We start from the raw sequence: 18,916 nt of genomic DNA, 5'->3' as shown, positions 1-18,916 counted from the left end.
ATTAGTATTACTACCGGTAAATGTTTATAATAAATTGAATACTTAAGGAGTAAAATGAGTGGAGCAATTAGCTGGGTTTCCTGATAATATTTTTCCAGATGCTCATGAATGAATTTATAATTAAAAGTAGTTAAGTAAAATATTACTAAATATGATTTTAATCATTTCCTGAAAATAGTTTTCATGAGGTTTGATTAATAAAAGAAGGATATACGAAAACAAAATTTTCGTGTATCCTTCCTAGTTATCAGGTCCATTTCATTTCCGTGGAGATTCTATTGCCGCATGAGCTGCTGCCAGCCTTGCTATTGGCACACGGAAGGGTGAACAACTTACATAGTTCATTCCAATGCGGTGGCAGAATTTTACACTCTCGGCATCACCCCCATGTTCCCCGCAAATACCCACCTTAAGCTGGGGTTTTGTTTTGCGGCCTCTTTCAGTTCCTATTTTTATTAGTTCCCCTACTCCATCCTGGTCAATTGTTTGAAATGGATCATCCTTCAATATTTTCAGATCAAGATAATTTGGCAAAAATCCACCGATATCATCACGGCTGAATCCAAAACTCATTTGTGTAAGATCATTTGTACCAAAGCTAAAGAAGTCAGCAACTTCTGCCATGCGATCAGCTCTTATTGCTGCTCTTGGTATTTCGATCATCGTACCATAGAGATACGGAATCCTCTGCATTTTTGTTTTCTCACATACTTCTTTATAAACTCTGTCAACAATTTTTTTCTGATGTATGAGTTCGTTTACGGTACAGGTAACCGGAACCATGATCTCAGGGAACGCTCTCTTACCGGATTTAATCAATTCAGCTGTGGCCTCGAATATGGCCCTCACCTGCATTTCAGTTATTTCCGGGTAACTAACGCCAAGGCGTACCCCACGGTGACCGAGCATCGGATTATTTTCATGCAATGCCAATACCCTTCTTCTTAAAATGCTCATGCTAATACCAAGTTCTTTACTGAGTTGAAGTAATTTTTCTTTATTGTGGGGAACAAATTCGTGCAAAGGCGGATCTAATAGACGAATCGTAACAGGATATCCATTCATTACCTTCAAGGTATTTTTGATATCTTTTTTTACATGGATGTATAATTCGGCCAGCGCCTGTTGTCTTTCTTCAATAGTTTTACTTACAATCATTTTTCGCAGCAGAAATAATGGTTGTTCACTTCCGGCACCATAAAACATATGCTCGGTGCGGAACAACCCGATTCCTTCGGCTCCAAATTTTAAAGCCTGTGCGGCATCTTCCGGCGTTTCTGAATTGGCACGAACACCAATCTGTTTTATGTTATCAACCAGTTTCATAAGGTTGTTGTAAGACGCATTTTTATCGAGATTAATGGCTACTAACGGTAAACTGCCTTCATATACCAAACCCTTAGTTCCATTTAAAGTAAGCCAGTCGCCTTCTCTAATGACCGCTCCATTTTTTGCATGAAAAGTTTTTGTGTCGTGATGTATCTCAATATCACTACAACCTACTATACAACATTTACCCCAGCCTCTTGCAACCAATGCCGCGTGCGATGTCATTCCGCCTTTTGTAGTTAAGATCGCTTCAGCTTCATGCATGCCATCTACATCTTCAGGTGATGTTTCCTCACGAACAAGAATTACTTTTTCGCCCCTGTGTGCCCATTCTACTGCTTCACTGGAAGAGAATACCGCACGTCCTTTGGCACCACCCGGACCGGCGGGTAGACCTTTTGCAATTACTGTATTTAATAGTTCAGCTTTTGGATCAAGCATTGGTAATAATAATTCCACTAATTGGTTAGGCGCAACCCTGCTCACTGCAGTTTTTGCATCAATAAGTTTTTCCGCATACATTTCTGTAGCCATTCTTACTGCCGCAATACCGTTCCTTTTTCCAACGCGGCATTGAAGCATATAAAGTTTTCCCTTTTCGATGGTGAACTCAATATCCTGCATGTCTTTATAATGTTGCTCCAATCTCTTCTGGTAACTGAATAATTCTTTATAGAGAGCAGGCATTGTTTTTTCCAATGTTTTAAACTGTTTGCTTTGCGCATTCTTCGAGTACTCATTAGCGGGAGCAGGCGTTCTTATACCGGCCACTACATCTTCACCTTGCGCATTTACTAAATATTCACCATAAAATTTATTTTCGCCTGTACCTGGGTTTCTTGTAAAAGCTACACCAGTGCAGCTATCGTTACCCATGTTGCCAAATACCATTGCCTGCACATTTACTGCAGTTCCCCATTCATCGGGTATCTTTTCTATACGGCGATATTCTATTGCCCTTTTTCCATTCCAGCTACTGAAAACTGCCCCAATGCCGCCCCAGAGCTGTTTCCATGGATCATCAGGAAAATCGCTGCCCAAAACTTCTTTTACTGTTTGCTTGTAATCTTTTACCAACTCTTTCAGTTCTGCCACCGTAAGGTCAGTATCACTTGCATACCCCTTTGTTTTTTTGATATGTTCCAGTTTTTCATCCAGCATTTTGCGAATTCCTTTTCCATTCTTCACTTCTGCTCCATCACCTTTTTCCATTACAACATCTGCATACATCATAATTAATCTTCGATAAGCATCATAAGCAAAACGCTCATCGCCGCTTTGCGCAATAATTCCTTTAATAGTTTTTTCATTAAGCCCAACATTCAATACAGTTTCCATCATGCCCGGCATTGAACGCCGTGCGCCGGATCGAATGGACACCAATAGCGGATTTTTTTCGTCACCAAATTTTTTGCCCGTTAGTTTTTCCATTTTAGCCAGCGCTGTTTCCAACTCCAGCTTTAAAGTTTTGGGATAGGTTTTTTTGTTTTGATAATAATAAGTGCAAACTTCTGTAGTAACGGTAAACCCGGGAGGAACCGGTAAACGAAGTTTTGGATGACCTGCCATTTCCGCAAGATTAGCACCCTTGCCACCTAACAGGTTTTTCATTGACTCATTGCCATCAGCTTTATTACCGCCAAAGAAGTATACATATTTTTCTGACCCGATATTCTTGTTCATAAATAATTATTTTAAGCAATGCATAGGTAGATAATTATATAATGAATAACGAGGATGAAAATCAATCCGGATAATGATTTTAATCATCTTCGGGAGAAAGGCGAATTGATACTAAATATTAAACAAATGGGAGAGAAACAGGTAGGCTTACCCGTTATTAATGACTTTTTTTCATAGTAAAGAAAATCAAATTTTTCAATAACCATCGGTTTCCGGCGTGAGAGGTCTGGCTCCAAAAAATCTCTATAATTATAAATAAGCGATAGTTTATTCTTCATCTCCACCTGTGTCGGGATATTTATAAAAAGAGAGAACAGCACGGCGTAATTGTTCGGCCAGCAAAAATTTCGGATTGTCGCTGCTGAATACAAAATCGGTGCGTTCATTCGGGTTATACTCTTTTGCACACAGAATATCGTATGTGTAAAAAAAGCCCCATTTTCCAATTGTGAATAATGCTTTACGCCGCACTAATATGCTGCTGAAGACTTCACTCTTTTTCCGGGTTTTTATGCCGATGCAAATACCAAACGTCCTGGTGTCATCATCGTTTAGGTACTTTACCAGGTGCTGCTTCAACTTTAAAGCTCTCGGGCTGTTATCCTCCACCTGGAAGTTGAGTTCATTAGCGGCATGGCGCACGTTGATCTGGTATTTATTAAGCAGATGATTCCAGTCCTTCCTGTTTTTTTCCCCAATCCCTTTTATGATAATAGTTTTCCAGGGCGTAGAGCACAACTGGCCGACTTCCGTTTTCATGCAAAGCAGGCATACTTCCTTTAAGAATTGTATGCTGTATAACTCGTCCCTCCTATAAATACCCAGCCAGTATTTATTATTGTAGCGGTTGAACCCCTCATAGTAAGGAAGATTATAAGGTGGCAACGCCAGGGGAGTAACGGCCGGCTTTATATTGAATGCATCCATGTTTATCTTTTCATACAATTCGTTCCCGTTAGCTTCATTATTATCATAGAACTTTCCCTTATCGTGCAGGATTGTTTCTTCAATGCGTAATGACATACTGGCTACGTCCTCTGTATGAACGAGATCTTTCCATTCATAAACAATATTTGTTTTTGGAAACCGGATAAACAAATGCCAGAAATGCGGGTCACCAGGTGAAGCCACCCAATTGATATTTCCTGTAAACAGGGGAGTAAAAGTCTGGTTGGCATCACTGATATTTATCTTCAATTGTGGAGTATAATCAATCGATTCAAAAATTTCATCATACACATTTGCCTTCAGCCAGGTATTAATAATAAATACTTCTTCTGCGGGATAAGAACTAATAATGTTTGGAAATTCTTCTTTGTTTACCTCATAATCGATACCTAACGTTTCAAGTTCCGCAGTTAAATTATCCAGTTCTTCTATTTCTACATCAAGTAAAAGTTGCTGGCGCAAACCAAACCTAACATAAAGCAGGCCTGATTTACCGGCAGCCAGCAATATATTGTAAAGATCTTTACAGGGAATAATGCCTCCCTTGAAATTGACTTTGATGGTATTGATATTTCTCATGTTGATCGATCTGCAATTGTGGGACGTTAACTATATATCATGGTTCTCTTTTATCCACTATTACTATTCTACTTCCAAATATAAAATATTTTCAGACCAGAACGGTAAAAAACGGATAGGCTTATCCGTTATATTAATGACTGGTCTCGTAATAAGGAACCTCATCATGGCTAACGGTTTCCTTCTGTTCCCAATAAGCAAGGGTAACTACATGGCCATCGGGAGTTTTTAACAATCTTCCAAAAATGGCATTGATCGGATTGAAAGTATAATCAGTTACTCCGACGGTAAATGTTTCTGGCACTGGCGGTGGCGGAAGTGAAGGGATTATTGTTCCATCTGCTGCTTTAACAACCGCGGCTGATACAGCTTTTGGCGGAGGAGCGGGAACTACTATTACATTAAAGTTATTATACTCTAATAAGTTTTTTAAGAAGGATGCTCTGTCTGCAGATACTTCTTTTTCAACGATACCACATTTTACACCGTCCAATTCTTCAAATAAATGATTTTTGTTGATGGCCATAACCTACGGGTTTAAAGATTGTATGTAATCGTAAATCCAACTCAACATTCCTATTAATACAATGCCTGCAGAACAAATAATAAATGCAAATTTTGTTGACGGATGGATATTTATTTTTTCAATGGGCTGTTCATTTTTATCCATAAATATAGATCGTATCACACGCAAATAATAATACAACGAGACGATCATGTTTAACGCTGCAATAAGAATGAAACCATAATTGGCATTGGATGCTCCCGCAGTTAATAAAAATAGTTTACCAAAAAAACCCGCAGTGGGTGGAATACCTGCCAACGAGAATAATGCCAGCGCCATCACCCAACTCAGCAAGGGATTTGTTTGATACAACCCTTTATAGTCCTCAATTTTCTCTTTACCTGTTTGTGATGAGATAGCCGCTGCCACACCAAATGCGGTGAGATTGGAAACAGTGTAGATCAAAATAAAATAAACAACAGAAGATATTCCTTCCGGTGAATTAGCCGTTATGCCCACCAAAATAAAACCCACTTGTGCAATGGAAGAAAATGCAAGAAATCTTTTGATATTCTGTTGCCGTAAAGCAAAAAGATTGCCAATGATCATGGTGATAATTGATAGGAGCATTACCATATTATACCATACCTGGTGCATTGGCTGAAATACTCTATACAATACCGAAATAAAAACAAATGCCATTGCACCTTTGGAAATTACAGACAGGAAAGAAGTTGCCGCAATTGGCGAGCCTTCATAAACATCTGCTGTCCATAAATGAAATGGAACGATTGATAATTTAAAAGCAAATGCAGTAATTAGAAATACAAAAGACAATATCTGTAAAGTACTTCCATCAAGCTGTGCAGGCAATGCTTCAAAATTGATGGTGCCGGTAGCGCCATAGATCAAAGAAATACCAAACAATAATATACCTGAAGAAAAAGCTGATGATAAAATCATTTTCATAGCAGCTTCGGAAGATATTTTTTTCTCCAAATCAAAATTGGCCATTGCTGCAATTGGAATAGTTGCCAGTTCCAATGATAAAAAGAATATTAAAAAATTACCGCTCGATATAAGGAAATCCAAACCCAGCAATGCGGATAACATCAATATAAAAAATTCGGGCAAATGTTCTGTCTTCCTGAACCACCCGGTAAATAATAATGAGATGAGATAAATACCAAGGTTCAAAATGCTTTTCTGAAAGGCAATCAACGTATTGGTTTGATACATGCCATCAAATAAATTACCCGGTGCATTGAAAAAAAATCCTGCTATAAAATTCAACAATAATAAATTCTGAATGATCAGTAACAACAAATCATTTTTTATTCCTTTGCTTAGCTTTATAAATAGCAGCAGGAAGATGATAATTGTTATCTGCAATTCAGGTTTCATCAATGTTAAAAATTCATTCATCCGGTTTTTTATTTTAAGGCGCCACTGAAAATTTTTGCATAATTATTTCTGCACCCGGGCTTATTAAATTATTTAGCCAGAAAGGTGCCACGCCAATGGCTATAATGCCTGCTATTAAAATAATGGCAGCTAATTTTTCATTCCACCTGGCATCGGTTAAATTGGAATAGCTTTCTTTAATAGGTCCCATCGCAGTCCTGCTGATGGCCCGCAAAATATAAACCGCCGTTACCACAATGCTCATGCACGCCAGTATGGTTGCAAAACGATGAAAGAAATCCGGGTGTTCCCAAGCTCCCATAAACACTGTTACCTCAGCTACAAAGCCACTAAGGCCGGGCAATCCCAACGAACACAAACCAACAATAAATAATACCGTTGTAATAAAGGGCATTACTTTCAGCAGTCCGCCCATTTCATTTACCTCCCGCGTATGCGTACGTTCGTAAATCATTCCTATCACAGCAAAGAAAAGGGCTGTCATTAATCCATGACTAACCATTTGTATAACGGCGCCCGTAATCGCAGTTTTGGTTAACATACCAATTCCAAATAAAACAAACCCAACATGGCTAACCGATGAATAAGCATTCATGTATTTCAAATCTTTCTGCATCATTGTAGCAAAGGCTCCATATAAAATTGCAATGGTAGAAAGTACAATAATAATATCGGCATATTCCTTAGCGCCTTCAGGTATAACGTAGGCGGCTACCCGCAAACAGCCATAGCCTCCCAACTTCATGGATATGCCGGCCAGAAACATAGAACCTGCGGTAGGAGCAGATGAATGCCCATCGGGAACCCATGTGTGAAAAGGAAACAAAGCAGTGAATACACCAAAACCCACAAACAACAAAGGGAAACAAATCTTTTGTATATAAACCGGGATATCCAGATGAGATAATTTTACTAAGTCGAAAGTTCTTTCCGGATTGCTAAAATATAAACCCAACAGTCCTACCAAAACCAATGCAGAGCCACCCATTAGCATCAGCGCCAGTTTATTGGCCGCGTATTCTTTTTTGCCGCTTCCCCAAATACCAATTAATAAATACTTTGGAATAACCGCAATTTCCAAAAAGAAGAAAAGAATGAAAAGATCCAGTGAAAGAAAAAAACCATAAGCACCAAAGCTTAATAAAATAAGAAGAAAATAAAACTCCTTTGGCATCCTGTCTATATTCCATGAAACCAATACACCTGCAATTACAACAAAAGCAGTCAATAAGATCATAGCCACGGAAATACCATCTACTCCCAAATGAAAACTGATGTACCAGGAAGGAAACCAATCATATTGTTGCTGAAATAAAAATTGTTCCGCATTACCGGAGGCAACCTCATTTCTGTAAGTAAATAATAATACAAATGCCAAAACAAGCTGAACAGTAGCGCCGGTCAAGGCCAGCCATTTTACCTGTTGTTTATTACGCATCAGCAACAAAGCAATTGCGGTAATTAATGGAACTAATATGAGTAACGTTAGATTCATTCTTTTGCAAATTATTTTTACTTCCACCAATAAATAAACAGCACTGCCACTGCTATTGCAGCCACTAAAAAGTAAGCTGCATATTGCTGTACTTTACCTGATTGAATACCCTTTATCTTTTTTGAAATAAACATCGTGGTATTACCCGTTGCATTCACCAAACCATCAACCACATTTTTATCAATCCATGCTGCAGGTTTTGCGACCAAATTGAATAATATTTTTTTGGTGACAAATAAATACATTTCATCAAAATAAAATTTATTCCATGCTGATTTGTATAAGCCATTCATCGACGCTGCAATTATATCCGGTTTATTATTTTCCTTTTTATACAACCACATCGCTATAAAAATTCCTGTTAAACCAAACAAAACCGGTGCAATAGAAAACTGTAAATGAAAAGCACTTTCTGAACCCTTTCCATCTGAACTAACAAAATTTCCGAAAGGAATAAACCCGGCTGCTGCTGCGCCAGTGGCTAATAAAATCAATGGAAGCATCATTGCAAATCCTCCTTCGCCATGAGCGTGAGCTTCACCCCCCGCCCTCTCCTTCAGAGAGGGAGCCTTATTCCAAAATATCCCAAAGTATAAACGGAACATATAAAAAGCAGTAAGTCCTGAAGTAAACAAGGCTATCCAATAAATAATCATATTGTTTTGATAAGCCGCGGATAAAATTTCTTCTTTACTGAAAAAGCCCGCAAACGGTGGTATCCCTGCAATTGCGAGACAGGCGATTAAAAAAGTAATATGCGTTACCGGCAAATATTTTCTCAATCCACCCATATCTTTCATTTCGTTACTATGAATAAAATGTATAACGGAACCTGCCCCCAAAAACAACAGCGCTTTAAACATGGCGTGCGTAAATAAATGAAACATGGAAGCGGTATAACCTAATCCGCCTTCGCCACCATACTTTGAGACGCCTAATGCAAACATCATATAACCTATTTGCGATATGGTTGAAAATGCCAGCACTCTTTTTATATCGGTTTGCGTACACGCAATTATTGCCGCTAACAAAGCGGAGATAGCTCCCACATAAGCTACTAACCGCAGGGCATCCGGCGCAGATAATGCAAAAACAGGAAATAATCTTGCAACTAAAAATACACCCGCTACCACCATTGTTGCAGCATGTATCAATGCAGAAACAGGAGTAGGTCCTTCCATTGCATCTGGTAACCAGATTTGTAAAGGAAACATCGCACTTTTTCCTGCGGCACCTATAAAAACCAATACCATTGCCCATGTTAATGCAGAGATGCCCATAAACGATGAAGACAATGCGGCACTTAATTCTGCTGACCCCGGTGTTGTTAACCTTTGAATAAGGGCACTAAAATCCAATGTGCCCGAATAAAATGAAAGTATTAAGATGCCGATTAAAAATCCCAAATCGGCAAAACGTGTTACAATAAAAGCTTTCTTGCAAGCCGCTACAGCGCTGGGTTTATCGTAATAAAAACCAATCAGTAAAAAAGATGAAACGCCCACCAGTTCCCAGAAAATATAGATTTGGAAAACATTGGAAGAGATTACTAATGCCAGCATGGAAAAAGTGAACAATCCCAAAAAAGAATAGTAAGTTGCAAATCGTTCTTCTCCTTTCATGTAGGTCAGGCTATAGATGTGCACCATTAATGAAACAAAAGTTATCACCACCAGCATCATGCAGGTTATGGGATCGAGCATTATACCCATGTCAATGGAAACACCTTCGGAGAATTGCAACCATGTATATTTTAGCGGAATAAATTTTTCATAAACTCCATTCACTTTGCCATACTCGAAAAAATAACCATAAGCGGTATAGATTGCTAAAATAGTTGCAGCCAGTAACAAGATAGTTGCAATGATACCGGATGAATTCTTAAAATATTTTCTTCCAAATAATCCAAGGACTAAAAAACCTGCCAGTGGCAGCAGAGGGATCAGTGCTATGGTAGTTGCATTAAGCATTTAGTTTGATGTTGTATTTTAATATTTCATTTCTTCCGCATTATCCACATCAATTGAATGATGGCTTCTATATAAATTAATTATGATTGCAATAGCTACTGCGGCTTCTGCAGCAGCAATCGCAATTATAAATATGGTAAAAAATAATCCGTCTAATTTATCAGGCCACAGGTATTTATTGAATGCAATAAAATTTAAATTCACACTATTCAATATCAATTCTACACTCATCAGGATGGTGATTAAATTTTTTCTTGTAAGAAAACCAAATACACCAATAAAGAAAAGCGCTGTACTAATAAATAAAATATGATATAGTCCGGGTGTAAACATTAAATTCAATTTTGTTTCTTTATTTCATTATTCGATATTCCTTGTTCGTTATTCTTTATTCCTTTCGGTTTTCATATTTAAACATAATATCGAATATTGAACAAGGAATAATGAATGTAGAAGGGAAAAGCCCAACTCTTAATCAAAATCCCATCATTATATTCATATTATTTTTTATTATTTCTTCAATTTCTCATTCTCCAAATTCTTTTTCGCTGTCTCTATACTTTTTACAAAAATTGAAATCAACTCATTGCATTCAAGTAATCCTTTTTCTACCAATTCCATATTCTCTGCTAAAGGAGCATTTTTAATAATCTTCATTGCACTCCTCGATTCTCTTAATTCCTTCAAGAGTATTTTAAGTTTATGAATAAAATCATTTCTTGATTCTGCACTTTGTGCCTCTCCGTAATGTAATGCAGGAGAAGTACCCGATCTTACTAATTGTCCACCTATATAATTCCCAGCCTTTGTATTAAACAAGTTCTCTGTTATTCGTATTATTAAAACAGCAAAATCAATCAGCCTATCTTCCAGGTCATATTTCCTTTCAGTATTCATTTGTATTTTCTTTACCTCATTATTCGATATTCCTTGTTTGTTATTCGTTATTCCTTGTTCGATATTCCCCCAGTCGTTTTCATCGCAATTACAATACACCCAATTAATGCGGCCAGCAACAACATACTAACTACTTCAAACGGTAACGCATAGCCGCCGTTATTCACTCCCAGCATTTGTGTACCAATGTTTGTAACTCCCGGCTCCATTGGCTGATTAATAGTGCCGGTGAATGTATGTTGAAACAGTTGCAACATAATCAAAGCAAATCCGAAAAAGGCTGCCAATGCTGAAAAAATTTGTCGCCCTATCTTTTGTTTGGGCATTTTGTCTCCGGCCTGTTGTGTTAAAAAAATAGAGAAGATGATCAATACTGTTATGCCACCCACATACACCACTATTTGAACTGCTGCAATAAATTCATATTGCATCCAGAAATATAATCCCGCAACGCCAATTAAAGAAAACAATAAAAAGATTGCAGCCCTGAATATTTGCCTTGTACCTACAGCAAAAACTCCACTCACCAAAGTAAGCGCCGCCAGCATATAAAATATAATCGTTGATCCGCTCATTATTCTACGCCCTCCATTATTTTAGAACCGGGATTGTTTAATATTTTAGTTAACTCGGCACGATCAAAAACACTGTGTTCAAATGTTTGCGCCATCACAATGGCATCCGAAGGACAGGCGATTATACATAAATTACACATGGTGCACAGCTCCAGGTGATATACTAATTTATCAATGGCTTTTTTCTTTTTACCATCGGTACCTATATCAAATTTTGTAATTACTTTAATAGTTCCATTGGGGCAAGCCAGTTCGCAAGCAGTGCAACCGGTGCAACGATGTTCATTGTTTTCATTATGCGGCATTACCACTTCACCTTTGAACCTTTCAGGCAAATTCAATGTGTCCCTGTTATCAGGATATTGTTGTGTAATGATTTCTTTATGATGCGTAAAATAATATCCTGTTCGCCTCAGGCCAACAAACAATGATTTTACAGCATTGAAAACTTCCTTTATGTATTTAACTATAAACATTTTTTATAATATCGAATAATTACCAAGGAATAATGAATGCATGTACTTTTTTACTTCTTTGTTCGCTATTCCTTGTTCGCTATTCATCATTTTTAATTTTAAAAATACCATCCTAATATTGCCATCGCTGTTACCAATAAAATATTAAACAAACTAATGGGCAACAAATACTTCCATTCAAGATTTAATAACTGATCGATACGCAACCTGGGAAAAGTCCACCGGAACCACATGATCAGGAATATTAAAAAGAACGTCTTACCAAAAAACCAAATGCTCGAAGGGATATAATCCATCACATGATTAAACCCGTCCCAATGGCCAATATGAAAAGGCATCCAGCCTCCAAGAAATAATGTTGCGCCAATAGCACATACAATAAAAACATTCACATATTCTGCAAGGAAGAACAAAGCGAATTTCATCCCTGAATATTCTGTATGAAAACCCGCGGTTAATTCTGATTCAGCTTCTGCCAGATCAAAAGGCGCCCTGTTTGTTTCTGCTGTTACTGCTATTATAAAAATCACGAATGAAATCATTACCGGTATATGCCCTTTAAATATCCACCATCCATCTGCCTGCGATTGAATGATAGTATTCAGATTTAAACTGCCGGCCAGCACCACCACAGAGAGAACAGAGAATCCTGCTGATAATTCATAACTCACGATTTGCGCACCACTGCGCATTGCACCCATCAAAGAATATTTATTATTGCTGGACCATCCTGCCATTAAAATACTAATGACCGAAACCGATGAAATGGCAGATACATACAACACACCAATATTCAAATCCCACATCTGGAAATCCTTTGCAAAAGCCAAGGGAGCCATCAGCAACATCGCAACTATCAACGCTATATAAGGAGCAAGGTTGAATAAAAATTTATCAGCTCCTGATGGAGTCATTCCTTCTTTCACTAATAATTTCACCGTATCTGCCAATGATTGGAACATCCCTTTTGGGCCCACACGATTTGGCCCCAGCCTTATTTGTATCCATGCAGAAACTTTTCGTTCCATAATCACCAATACTAATCCTAAGACAGCAAACAATCCAATAACACAAACACCAACAATCACCATTTCAATAATGGTAGCCAATGTCGGGCTGAATGTGTGATTCAACGATTGATGAACTAAGTCTGCTATTTTACTAAAGCTCCACATATACCCCAACCCCTAAAGGGGCTAATTAATTTAAATTTTAAAAGAATTCCCAAAGTCCCCTTTAGGGGATTTAGGGGTTACCTGTCAATATCCGGTATCACCAAATCCAATGTTCCCATCATCGCTACCAAATCACCCAGCTTACTGCCTCTTGCCATATGATCCAAAGCAGAAAGATTTGAAAATCCCGGCGAACGAAATTTAATTCTATAAGGTGTAGTCCCTCCTTCACTCACAATGTATACACCCAACTCACCTCTTGCTGTTTCTACTCTTGAATAAAATTCTCCCTTAGGTAATTTTAAAACCACCTTTGTCTTGGCCTGAAAATCACCATCGGGAATATTATCGATTAATTGCTCTATTATTTTTATCGATTGATTCATTTCTCCTATGCGCACCATGTACCGGGCAAATGAATCACCTTCCGTTTCCAGCACTTCATCAAATTCCAGTTTATCATATACTTCATAAGGATACAATTTGCGGATATCACAACTTACTCCACTCCCTCTTGCTGTTGGCCCGCTGCATCCATACGAAATTGCATCTTCAGCAGATAAATATCCCACGCCCTTCATCCGGTTTTGAAATATAATGTTACCAGTAACAAGCTCCGCGTATTCGTTAATCTTTAATTTATATAAAGTGATAAATTCTTTTACTCTCTTCTGAAAGTTGGGATGGAGGTCAGCCATCAAACCACCCGGGACCATATAGTTCATGGTTAATCTTGCGCCACAGGTTTCTTCCATAATATCATTAATCGTTTCCCTCTCCCTGAATGCATGAAAGAAGGGAGTAAATGCTCCCAAATCCATAGCCATAGCTCCCCACCACAATTCATGCGATGCAATTCTTGTCAGCTCATCCATCAATACTCTTATTACCTGCGCCCTCCGCGGTATTTCTACGTCAAGGCCTTTTTCTACACATAACGCACACGCGTGGTTGTTAATGTGAGCAGAGAGATAATCCATCCTGCTGGTAACATAAATAAACTGCCGATAGGTTAAGCTCTCACACATTTTTTCAATGGAACGATGAATATAACCAAGATGAGGTTCAACCTTTTTTATGGTCTCGCCATTTAATGTAATCACCAAATGCAACACGCCATGGGTGGCAGGATGCTGTGGCCCCACATTGATTATTAAATCACCTTCTTCCGTTGTGCCTATTTCTTCAACCATATTTTTTTAAATATCGAATATTGAACAAGGAATAACGAACACTGATCTTTTAAGCGCTTCATACTTCATCATTCAATATTCCTTGTTCGTTATTCATTATTTTTATAGCCTTATCATATTTACCGCGTCTTCAAAATCTTTCAGCATTGGTTTTTTTCCTTCCCATCCATCAGGTAAAATCAATAACCGTAAATCAGGATGATTGAGAAATTTTACCCCAAACATTTCGTACACTTCTCTTTCATGAAACTCTGCTGTCTTCCATATCTTACTAACTGTTTCTATTTCGGGATTGCTCCTGTCAAGTTTGGATTTTACAACAATGTTATGACGGCATCGCGTAGACGATAAATGATACACCATGGTAAGATGCGTCTTCCAGTCGATGCAGGTGAGGCAAAAGAGATAATCAAAGAATAATGATGCATCATTACGCAATTGCTGTGCTAATGGCAACCAGTCTTTCGGCTCTACGTTTATATTCAGCCACTCACCACCCTCTTCAAAAGTATCAGAAGGAAGTAATGCTGTTATCGTGGTTTTCAGCTCTTCGTTGTTCATAATTATTCTTTACCTGTCTTTATCTGTTCCCTTGTTAAACCGCTTTTTATTTTTTGCTGCAAGCTTATTAAAGCATGCAACAATGCCTCCGGCCTTGGCGGGCAACCTGCTACATATACATCTACCGGTATCACATGGTCTGCACCTTTTACTACTGAATAAGTATTATAAAAAAATGGTCCTCCGCTGATAGCACACGCACCCATGGCAATTACATATTTAGGATCAGCCATCTGGTCGTATAATCTTTTTAAAACGGGCGCCATTTTATTTACAATAGTTCCGGCAATAATTATCACATCTGCCTGGCGTGGTGAAGCTCTTGCTACTTCAAAACCAAAACGCGAGAAATCATATTTAGCAGCGGCAACCGACATCATTTCTATACCACAGCAACTAGTAGCAAACGTTAATGGCCATAATGAATTAGAACGTGCCCAGTTGATCACATCATCCAGTTTACTTAATACAATGCCACCTCCGGGAGTTTCATGTATTTGCCCAGGAAAATCTTTTTTATCCGTATTTGAATTTACTTCCATTTTAAGGCGCCTTTTTTATGTGCGTATAAAAATCCCATAAATAATATAAAAAAGAAAATGATAATTTCAATCAATGCCATCCATCCTACATGTTTTGCCACAACCGCCCATGGATAAAGGAATACCAGCTCCACATCAAAAATTAAAAATATCAATGCAAATAAATAATAGCCCACGTTCAGTTGCTTCCATGTTTTTCCATGCGTAGGAATGCCACATTCATAAGGCTCTCCCTTTTGTGGATTGGTCGTAGACTTTGTAACAATTTTAGCGATAAGAATAGCAATAGATGAAAAAGCGAGTGCGGCTATTATTAAAACAATCATTGAAGAAGATCCCATACTTAAAATCAATTTGTTGAGCAGGAATATTTATAAACGAAAGGTAGTAAATAATGTTATGCGATATATTTCCTGAAATATGATTTTAATCACACAAGTGTATGATTGTTTTTGGCGGGAATATGTTTTTAAATGAAAGTTTACTCCAGGCTTTTATATTACCTCAATGGAACCAAATCTTTTTTATTTATCCATCCTTTTGACGTGCGTCCGAGCTGGTTGGTATAAACGATATAAATAAAACCGTTTTTTTCGTCTATCGGTTTCAGGATACTTTTCTTAAGCGGGTCGAGATATGTCTTTCTCTCCGAATGCTCATCAGGCTGGTTATGGAAAAATGCGGTATCTCTAACGGTATAATTTGCCGGGCTGGCATTATTAACCGTTTTGGATCCGTTTTCTTCAAAAGAATTATTATTAATCGCAATATCATCGTCGCCTGCAAGGGCAGCGTCAATTGAATCTTCCAGCGAAACGGCTGGTGAAGTGTCTTCGTGGAAATGAATAATGCCGGTTGTATCATACACTATTGCTTTAATTTGTTCCGGCGACAACATACCTGTCGCATTAGTGCCGGTAATTATTTTAGCTGCAGCTCCGCCTGGTTTTTCTTCAACAGGTATTTTGTAGGTTTTTGCTACTCCAATTAAAGGAGTATCATATGTATTTATAAAAATTAAAAAGAACATCATTACAACTAAACCAATAAGCACTGGCGGAATTAAACCCGGAGAGAGCCTTTTCTTAAAGAGGTGCACCGATGCTTGCAACTGTAGTGACACTTTCTTAATAAGCAGCTGCACCTGCACCATTATATTTAGCGAAATCTTTTTAATAGCAACTCTGGCAAGCGTATATATTTTTTTTAGCGCAGCAAAATCAGGCTTTATGTTTTTCTTTACCGGGTTAGGATTAATAACTTCTCTTTTAATTATTGAAATTTCAGGGGGAGTAGACGGTGCAGGTATTTTTTCTATCTTTCTATATTCGTTAAAACAAAGATTAAAATCATTAGATTTTATTTCATCGATAGTAACAAAAAAACTATCCTCAGTTCTCATCCTTGTATTTTCTCCCGCTAAATTTTTCCACCGGCTTATTATATCAGCCATTTCATCATACTCATCTATTCCATTTTCTCTGCAAGCCGATGAGCAAGCTTCATTCTTTTTTATACCCGGTTTCATTTTATAGAACCATACTTTATCTTTCACCCCCGTATTACCATCGGAGAAAATAAGAATACTGGCACCGGAAAAAAGTGAGCCACCGGTGCTACTCAAAGTTATTACGGCTTGCAGGTTATGGTTTTCAATAATCTCCCGGCGCAGCGTTTTTATTTCTTCTGTGTAATTGGATAAGATGTAATCCTTAACAATAACCGCTCCTCTTCCTCCTTTTTTCAGCGTTTGTAAAATAAGTTTTAGCAGGGAGATTTCGGGCCGCTCATGCACTGGTATTGATGTGCTTCCCTCTACCTGTTTTATAGGAGCTACACCATCAAAAAATAAATTTGAAAGCACGAGGCTTGGTTGCTCACCCGAACCGGGCTTTGGATTACACCGTAGTTTGGGGTCGTCAATACCGTGAAGAATCATATTCATGGCTGCAATGCGAAGTTGAACAGGATCGGAGTCAAAGCCGGTATAATGGTGTGCGATAAAATCATCCTCCATATTACTGTTCATCCCAGCGTTTTTGCTTCTTATATACAATGCACTGTTTACCAAAAAACTGCCATTACCCAATGAAGGATCCCATACTACGTCCTTCTCACGAGGCTGCATTAATTCCGTTATAAGCTTAACAACCTTCGCTGGTGCATACACCTGCCCGTTTTGTGTTGCTATCTCGACTCTATTTAACAAATCTTCAAACAGGGCTACTTTAGTAACGCTTCCTTCTGCATCCATTAATTTAATTATATCCCTTATGTTCAATAGCAACCTGGCCGTCGGAGTTAAAAGCAGCGGACCTTTTAAAAAGGCACTGTACCGCAGATTAGTGAGTCCATAATTTTTTATTAAATCAATTATACCGTTTTCGCCGGTAAAATGTTTTTCTAATTCCTGTGCACTCAAATCTTTACAACCGTTCCAGCTTAGCGGACTCACAGCAGCACTGTTTTCACTGCTTCGTGCATGGGACACCGTTATAAGCCTTTTTTCTTCCAGCTTTTGTATAAAAAGCAAATAGCAAAGTAAATCAAGTAGTGCCAGTGGCCTTAATGTGCTTACCGGCCAGCAGGCGTCCCACTTCTCATTAATCATTCCCTGTAATTCAGCCGAAAGAACTGGTTGGGGATACAATAAAGCCTGGTCTTTCGCTACGTGCTGTGCAGTTATTGATGTAGCTTTTGCAGGAGCTTTGGGGGTATTTAATTTTTTTTTGGGTGTTGAAACTGCCCGGCGTGGGGCACGCTCAACGCCCGTTTCCTTAGCCATAATCTTAATGGATTAGTACTTCAAAAAAAAATTGATATAGTACTAATTTAATATATTTTAATAAATAAAACTAAAAAGATGGGTTGTTAATTTTAAAGAAGGTCGCTGTAAGTCTCATCTAGACAAGATGTAAAGAGTTCGCTGCCCGGCTTTTTGCGAAAAAATTACCACTCTTTAACAAACTAACTATTCAGCATATACGCAATTGCCGGGGCAGCAGTGGGGTTACTATTCTTATTTTATTTAGAGATGTATATTCTTTTTCACGCTAATTTTTTATCTCAAGCACCTTTTCAGGGTCAATGCGTATAAGAGTATATACAATGATACCTGTTTTAAGCTCCACAAATCCATGCGGCGTGTTTGGAGGAATTACCACTATATCACCAGGTCCTACTTCGTACCGGGTGCCGCCAATAATATGTTTACCTGTGGAACTCGGACCTGTTATTTTAACAACTATTGGATTGTTAGCAGGAATTCTTACTGATGAATCAAGCGTTCCTCCTACCACTAAAATTCCCCTTCCTTCAATGATGTGATATACCTCAGTAACTACATCATGTATAATTGCATCCGGCGGCGTTTTACCATTTACTTTTGACCGGCTTACTACAGAAACACCAACATTATATTTGCCTTCAATTGAAACTACATGAAGAACAGAGTCTGCAACGGCACGTCCCCTGCCTGTTTCTTCGGCAGCATTAATTTCTGCAGTATGAACTAGAATTGCCCTCCCAACATTTGAGTTTGACTGCCGGAATTTTGGCGGAAA

19 protein-coding genes are annotated in these 18,916 nt (G+C 38.2%); 2 read left to right on the top strand and 17 right to left on the bottom strand.

The annotated features are described in order from the left end of the window. Positions 1–258 precede the first annotated feature (258 nt). On the bottom strand, positions 259–3,012 hold the full coding sequence (gene ppdK, locus FW778_RS14745; RefSeq protein WP_150415575.1) for a pyruvate, phosphate dikinase: 2,754 nt from the start codon (positions 3,010–3,012) through the stop codon (positions 259–261). Between the two features lie 54 nt (positions 3,013–3,066). Between ppdK and FW778_RS23590 the strand changes: the two genes are divergently transcribed. Then, positions 3,067–3,189, top strand: a complete 123-nt coding sequence (locus FW778_RS23590) for a hypothetical protein (protein WP_262714415.1) — start codon at positions 3,067–3,069, stop codon at positions 3,187–3,189. 90 nt (positions 3,190–3,279) lie between these two features. Here the strand turns inward: FW778_RS23590 and FW778_RS14740 are convergent, their stop codons facing one another. The 16 genes from FW778_RS14740 to FW778_RS23740 all read right to left on the bottom strand — a co-directional run bounded on the left by FW778_RS14740 (position 3,280) and on the right by FW778_RS23740 (position 18,511). After that, the gene (locus FW778_RS14740; RefSeq protein ID WP_150415573.1) at positions 3,280–4,539 is read right to left on the bottom strand and encodes a rubredoxin; all 1,260 of its coding nucleotides are present in this window, start codon (positions 4,537–4,539) and stop codon (positions 3,280–3,282) included. Positions 4,540–4,672: 133 nt separating this feature from the next. Next, on the bottom strand, positions 4,673–5,065 hold the full coding sequence (locus FW778_RS14735) for a hypothetical protein (protein ID WP_150415571.1): 393 nt from the start codon (positions 5,063–5,065) through the stop codon (positions 4,673–4,675). Between the two features lie 3 nt (positions 5,066–5,068). Continuing rightward, on the bottom strand, positions 5,069–6,469 hold the full coding sequence (locus tag FW778_RS14730; protein ID WP_150415570.1) for an NADH-quinone oxidoreductase subunit N: 1,401 nt from the start codon (positions 6,467–6,469) through the stop codon (positions 5,069–5,071). Positions 6,470–6,482: 13 nt separating this feature from the next. Further along, the gene (locus tag FW778_RS14725) at positions 6,483–7,964 is read right to left on the bottom strand and encodes a complex I subunit 4 family protein (protein ID WP_150415568.1); all 1,482 of its coding nucleotides are present in this window, start codon (positions 7,962–7,964) and stop codon (positions 6,483–6,485) included. A gap of 17 nt (positions 7,965–7,981) precedes the next feature. Continuing rightward, complete coding sequence (nuoL, locus tag FW778_RS14720; RefSeq protein ID WP_150415566.1) at positions 7,982–9,934, bottom strand: NADH-quinone oxidoreductase subunit L; 1,953 nt, start codon at positions 9,932–9,934, stop codon at positions 7,982–7,984. A gap of 18 nt (positions 9,935–9,952) precedes the next feature. Continuing rightward, complete coding sequence (nuoK, locus tag FW778_RS14715; protein WP_150415563.1) at positions 9,953–10,267, bottom strand: NADH-quinone oxidoreductase subunit NuoK; 315 nt, start codon at positions 10,265–10,267, stop codon at positions 9,953–9,955. A 177-nt stretch (positions 10,268–10,444) separates the two neighbouring features. Beyond that, entirely contained in the window at positions 10,445–10,831 is a 387-nt protein-coding gene (locus FW778_RS14710; RefSeq protein WP_150415562.1) for a four helix bundle protein, read from the bottom strand. 47 nt (positions 10,832–10,878) lie between these two features. Continuing rightward, positions 10,879–11,406 carry an NADH-quinone oxidoreductase subunit J family protein gene (locus tag FW778_RS14705; RefSeq protein ID WP_150415560.1) on the bottom strand — a complete coding sequence of 176 codons (528 nt, stop codon included), beginning with the start codon at positions 11,404–11,406 and terminating at the stop codon, positions 10,879–10,881. Beyond that, a complete protein-coding gene (locus tag FW778_RS14700; RefSeq protein WP_150415558.1) occupies positions 11,406–11,882 on the bottom strand; it encodes a 4Fe-4S binding protein in 477 nt (158 codons plus the stop codon). Before FW778_RS14700 ends, FW778_RS14705 begins: the two co-directional genes overlap by 1 nt. Before the next feature lie 98 nt (positions 11,883–11,980). Next, complete coding sequence (gene nuoH / locus FW778_RS14695; RefSeq protein WP_235906267.1) at positions 11,981–13,015, bottom strand: NADH-quinone oxidoreductase subunit NuoH; 1,035 nt, start codon at positions 13,013–13,015, stop codon at positions 11,981–11,983. A 119-nt stretch (positions 13,016–13,134) separates the two neighbouring features. Continuing rightward, positions 13,135–14,250: an NADH-quinone oxidoreductase subunit D gene (locus FW778_RS14690; protein ID WP_150415554.1), complete on the bottom strand. Its 1,116-nt coding sequence runs from the start codon at positions 14,248–14,250 to the stop codon at positions 13,135–13,137. A gap of 102 nt (positions 14,251–14,352) precedes the next feature. Further along, positions 14,353–14,811 carry an NADH-quinone oxidoreductase subunit C gene (locus tag FW778_RS14685; RefSeq protein ID WP_150415552.1) on the bottom strand — a complete coding sequence of 153 codons (459 nt, stop codon included), beginning with the start codon at positions 14,809–14,811 and terminating at the stop codon, positions 14,353–14,355. Between the two features lie 2 nt (positions 14,812–14,813). Then, positions 14,814–15,353 (bottom strand): NADH-quinone oxidoreductase subunit B, encoded by a 540-nt coding sequence (locus tag FW778_RS14680; protein WP_150415549.1) that lies wholly within the window; start codon positions 15,351–15,353, stop codon positions 14,814–14,816. Continuing rightward, positions 15,344–15,694, bottom strand: a complete 351-nt coding sequence (locus tag FW778_RS14675) for an NADH-quinone oxidoreductase subunit A (protein WP_150415547.1) — start codon at positions 15,692–15,694, stop codon at positions 15,344–15,346. The genes FW778_RS14680 and FW778_RS14675 overlap by 10 nt, the downstream gene beginning before the upstream one ends. A gap of 158 nt (positions 15,695–15,852) precedes the next feature. Then, positions 15,853–18,138, bottom strand: a complete 2,286-nt coding sequence (locus FW778_RS14670; RefSeq protein WP_150415545.1) for an HsdM family class I SAM-dependent methyltransferase — start codon at positions 18,136–18,138, stop codon at positions 15,853–15,855. Positions 18,139–18,406: 268 nt separating this feature from the next. After that, positions 18,407–18,511, bottom strand: coding sequence for a hypothetical protein (locus FW778_RS23740; RefSeq protein ID WP_394349802.1), 105 nt, complete (start codon positions 18,509–18,511; stop codon positions 18,407–18,409). On the opposite strand from FW778_RS23740, the gene FW778_RS23500 reads away from it, so the two are divergent. Beyond that, positions 18,462–18,680 (top strand): hypothetical protein, encoded by a 219-nt coding sequence (locus FW778_RS23500; RefSeq protein WP_235906266.1) that lies wholly within the window; start codon positions 18,462–18,464, stop codon positions 18,678–18,680. The genes FW778_RS23740 and FW778_RS23500 overlap by 50 nt on opposite strands. The last annotated feature ends 236 nt before the right edge of the window (positions 18,681–18,916 follow it).

Source organism: Ginsengibacter hankyongi, from assembly GCF_008710285.1.
Taxonomy (GTDB): domain Bacteria; phylum Bacteroidota; class Bacteroidia; order Chitinophagales; family Chitinophagaceae; genus Ginsengibacter; species Ginsengibacter hankyongi.
This window is presented reverse-complemented; position numbering and strand designations above follow the sequence as displayed.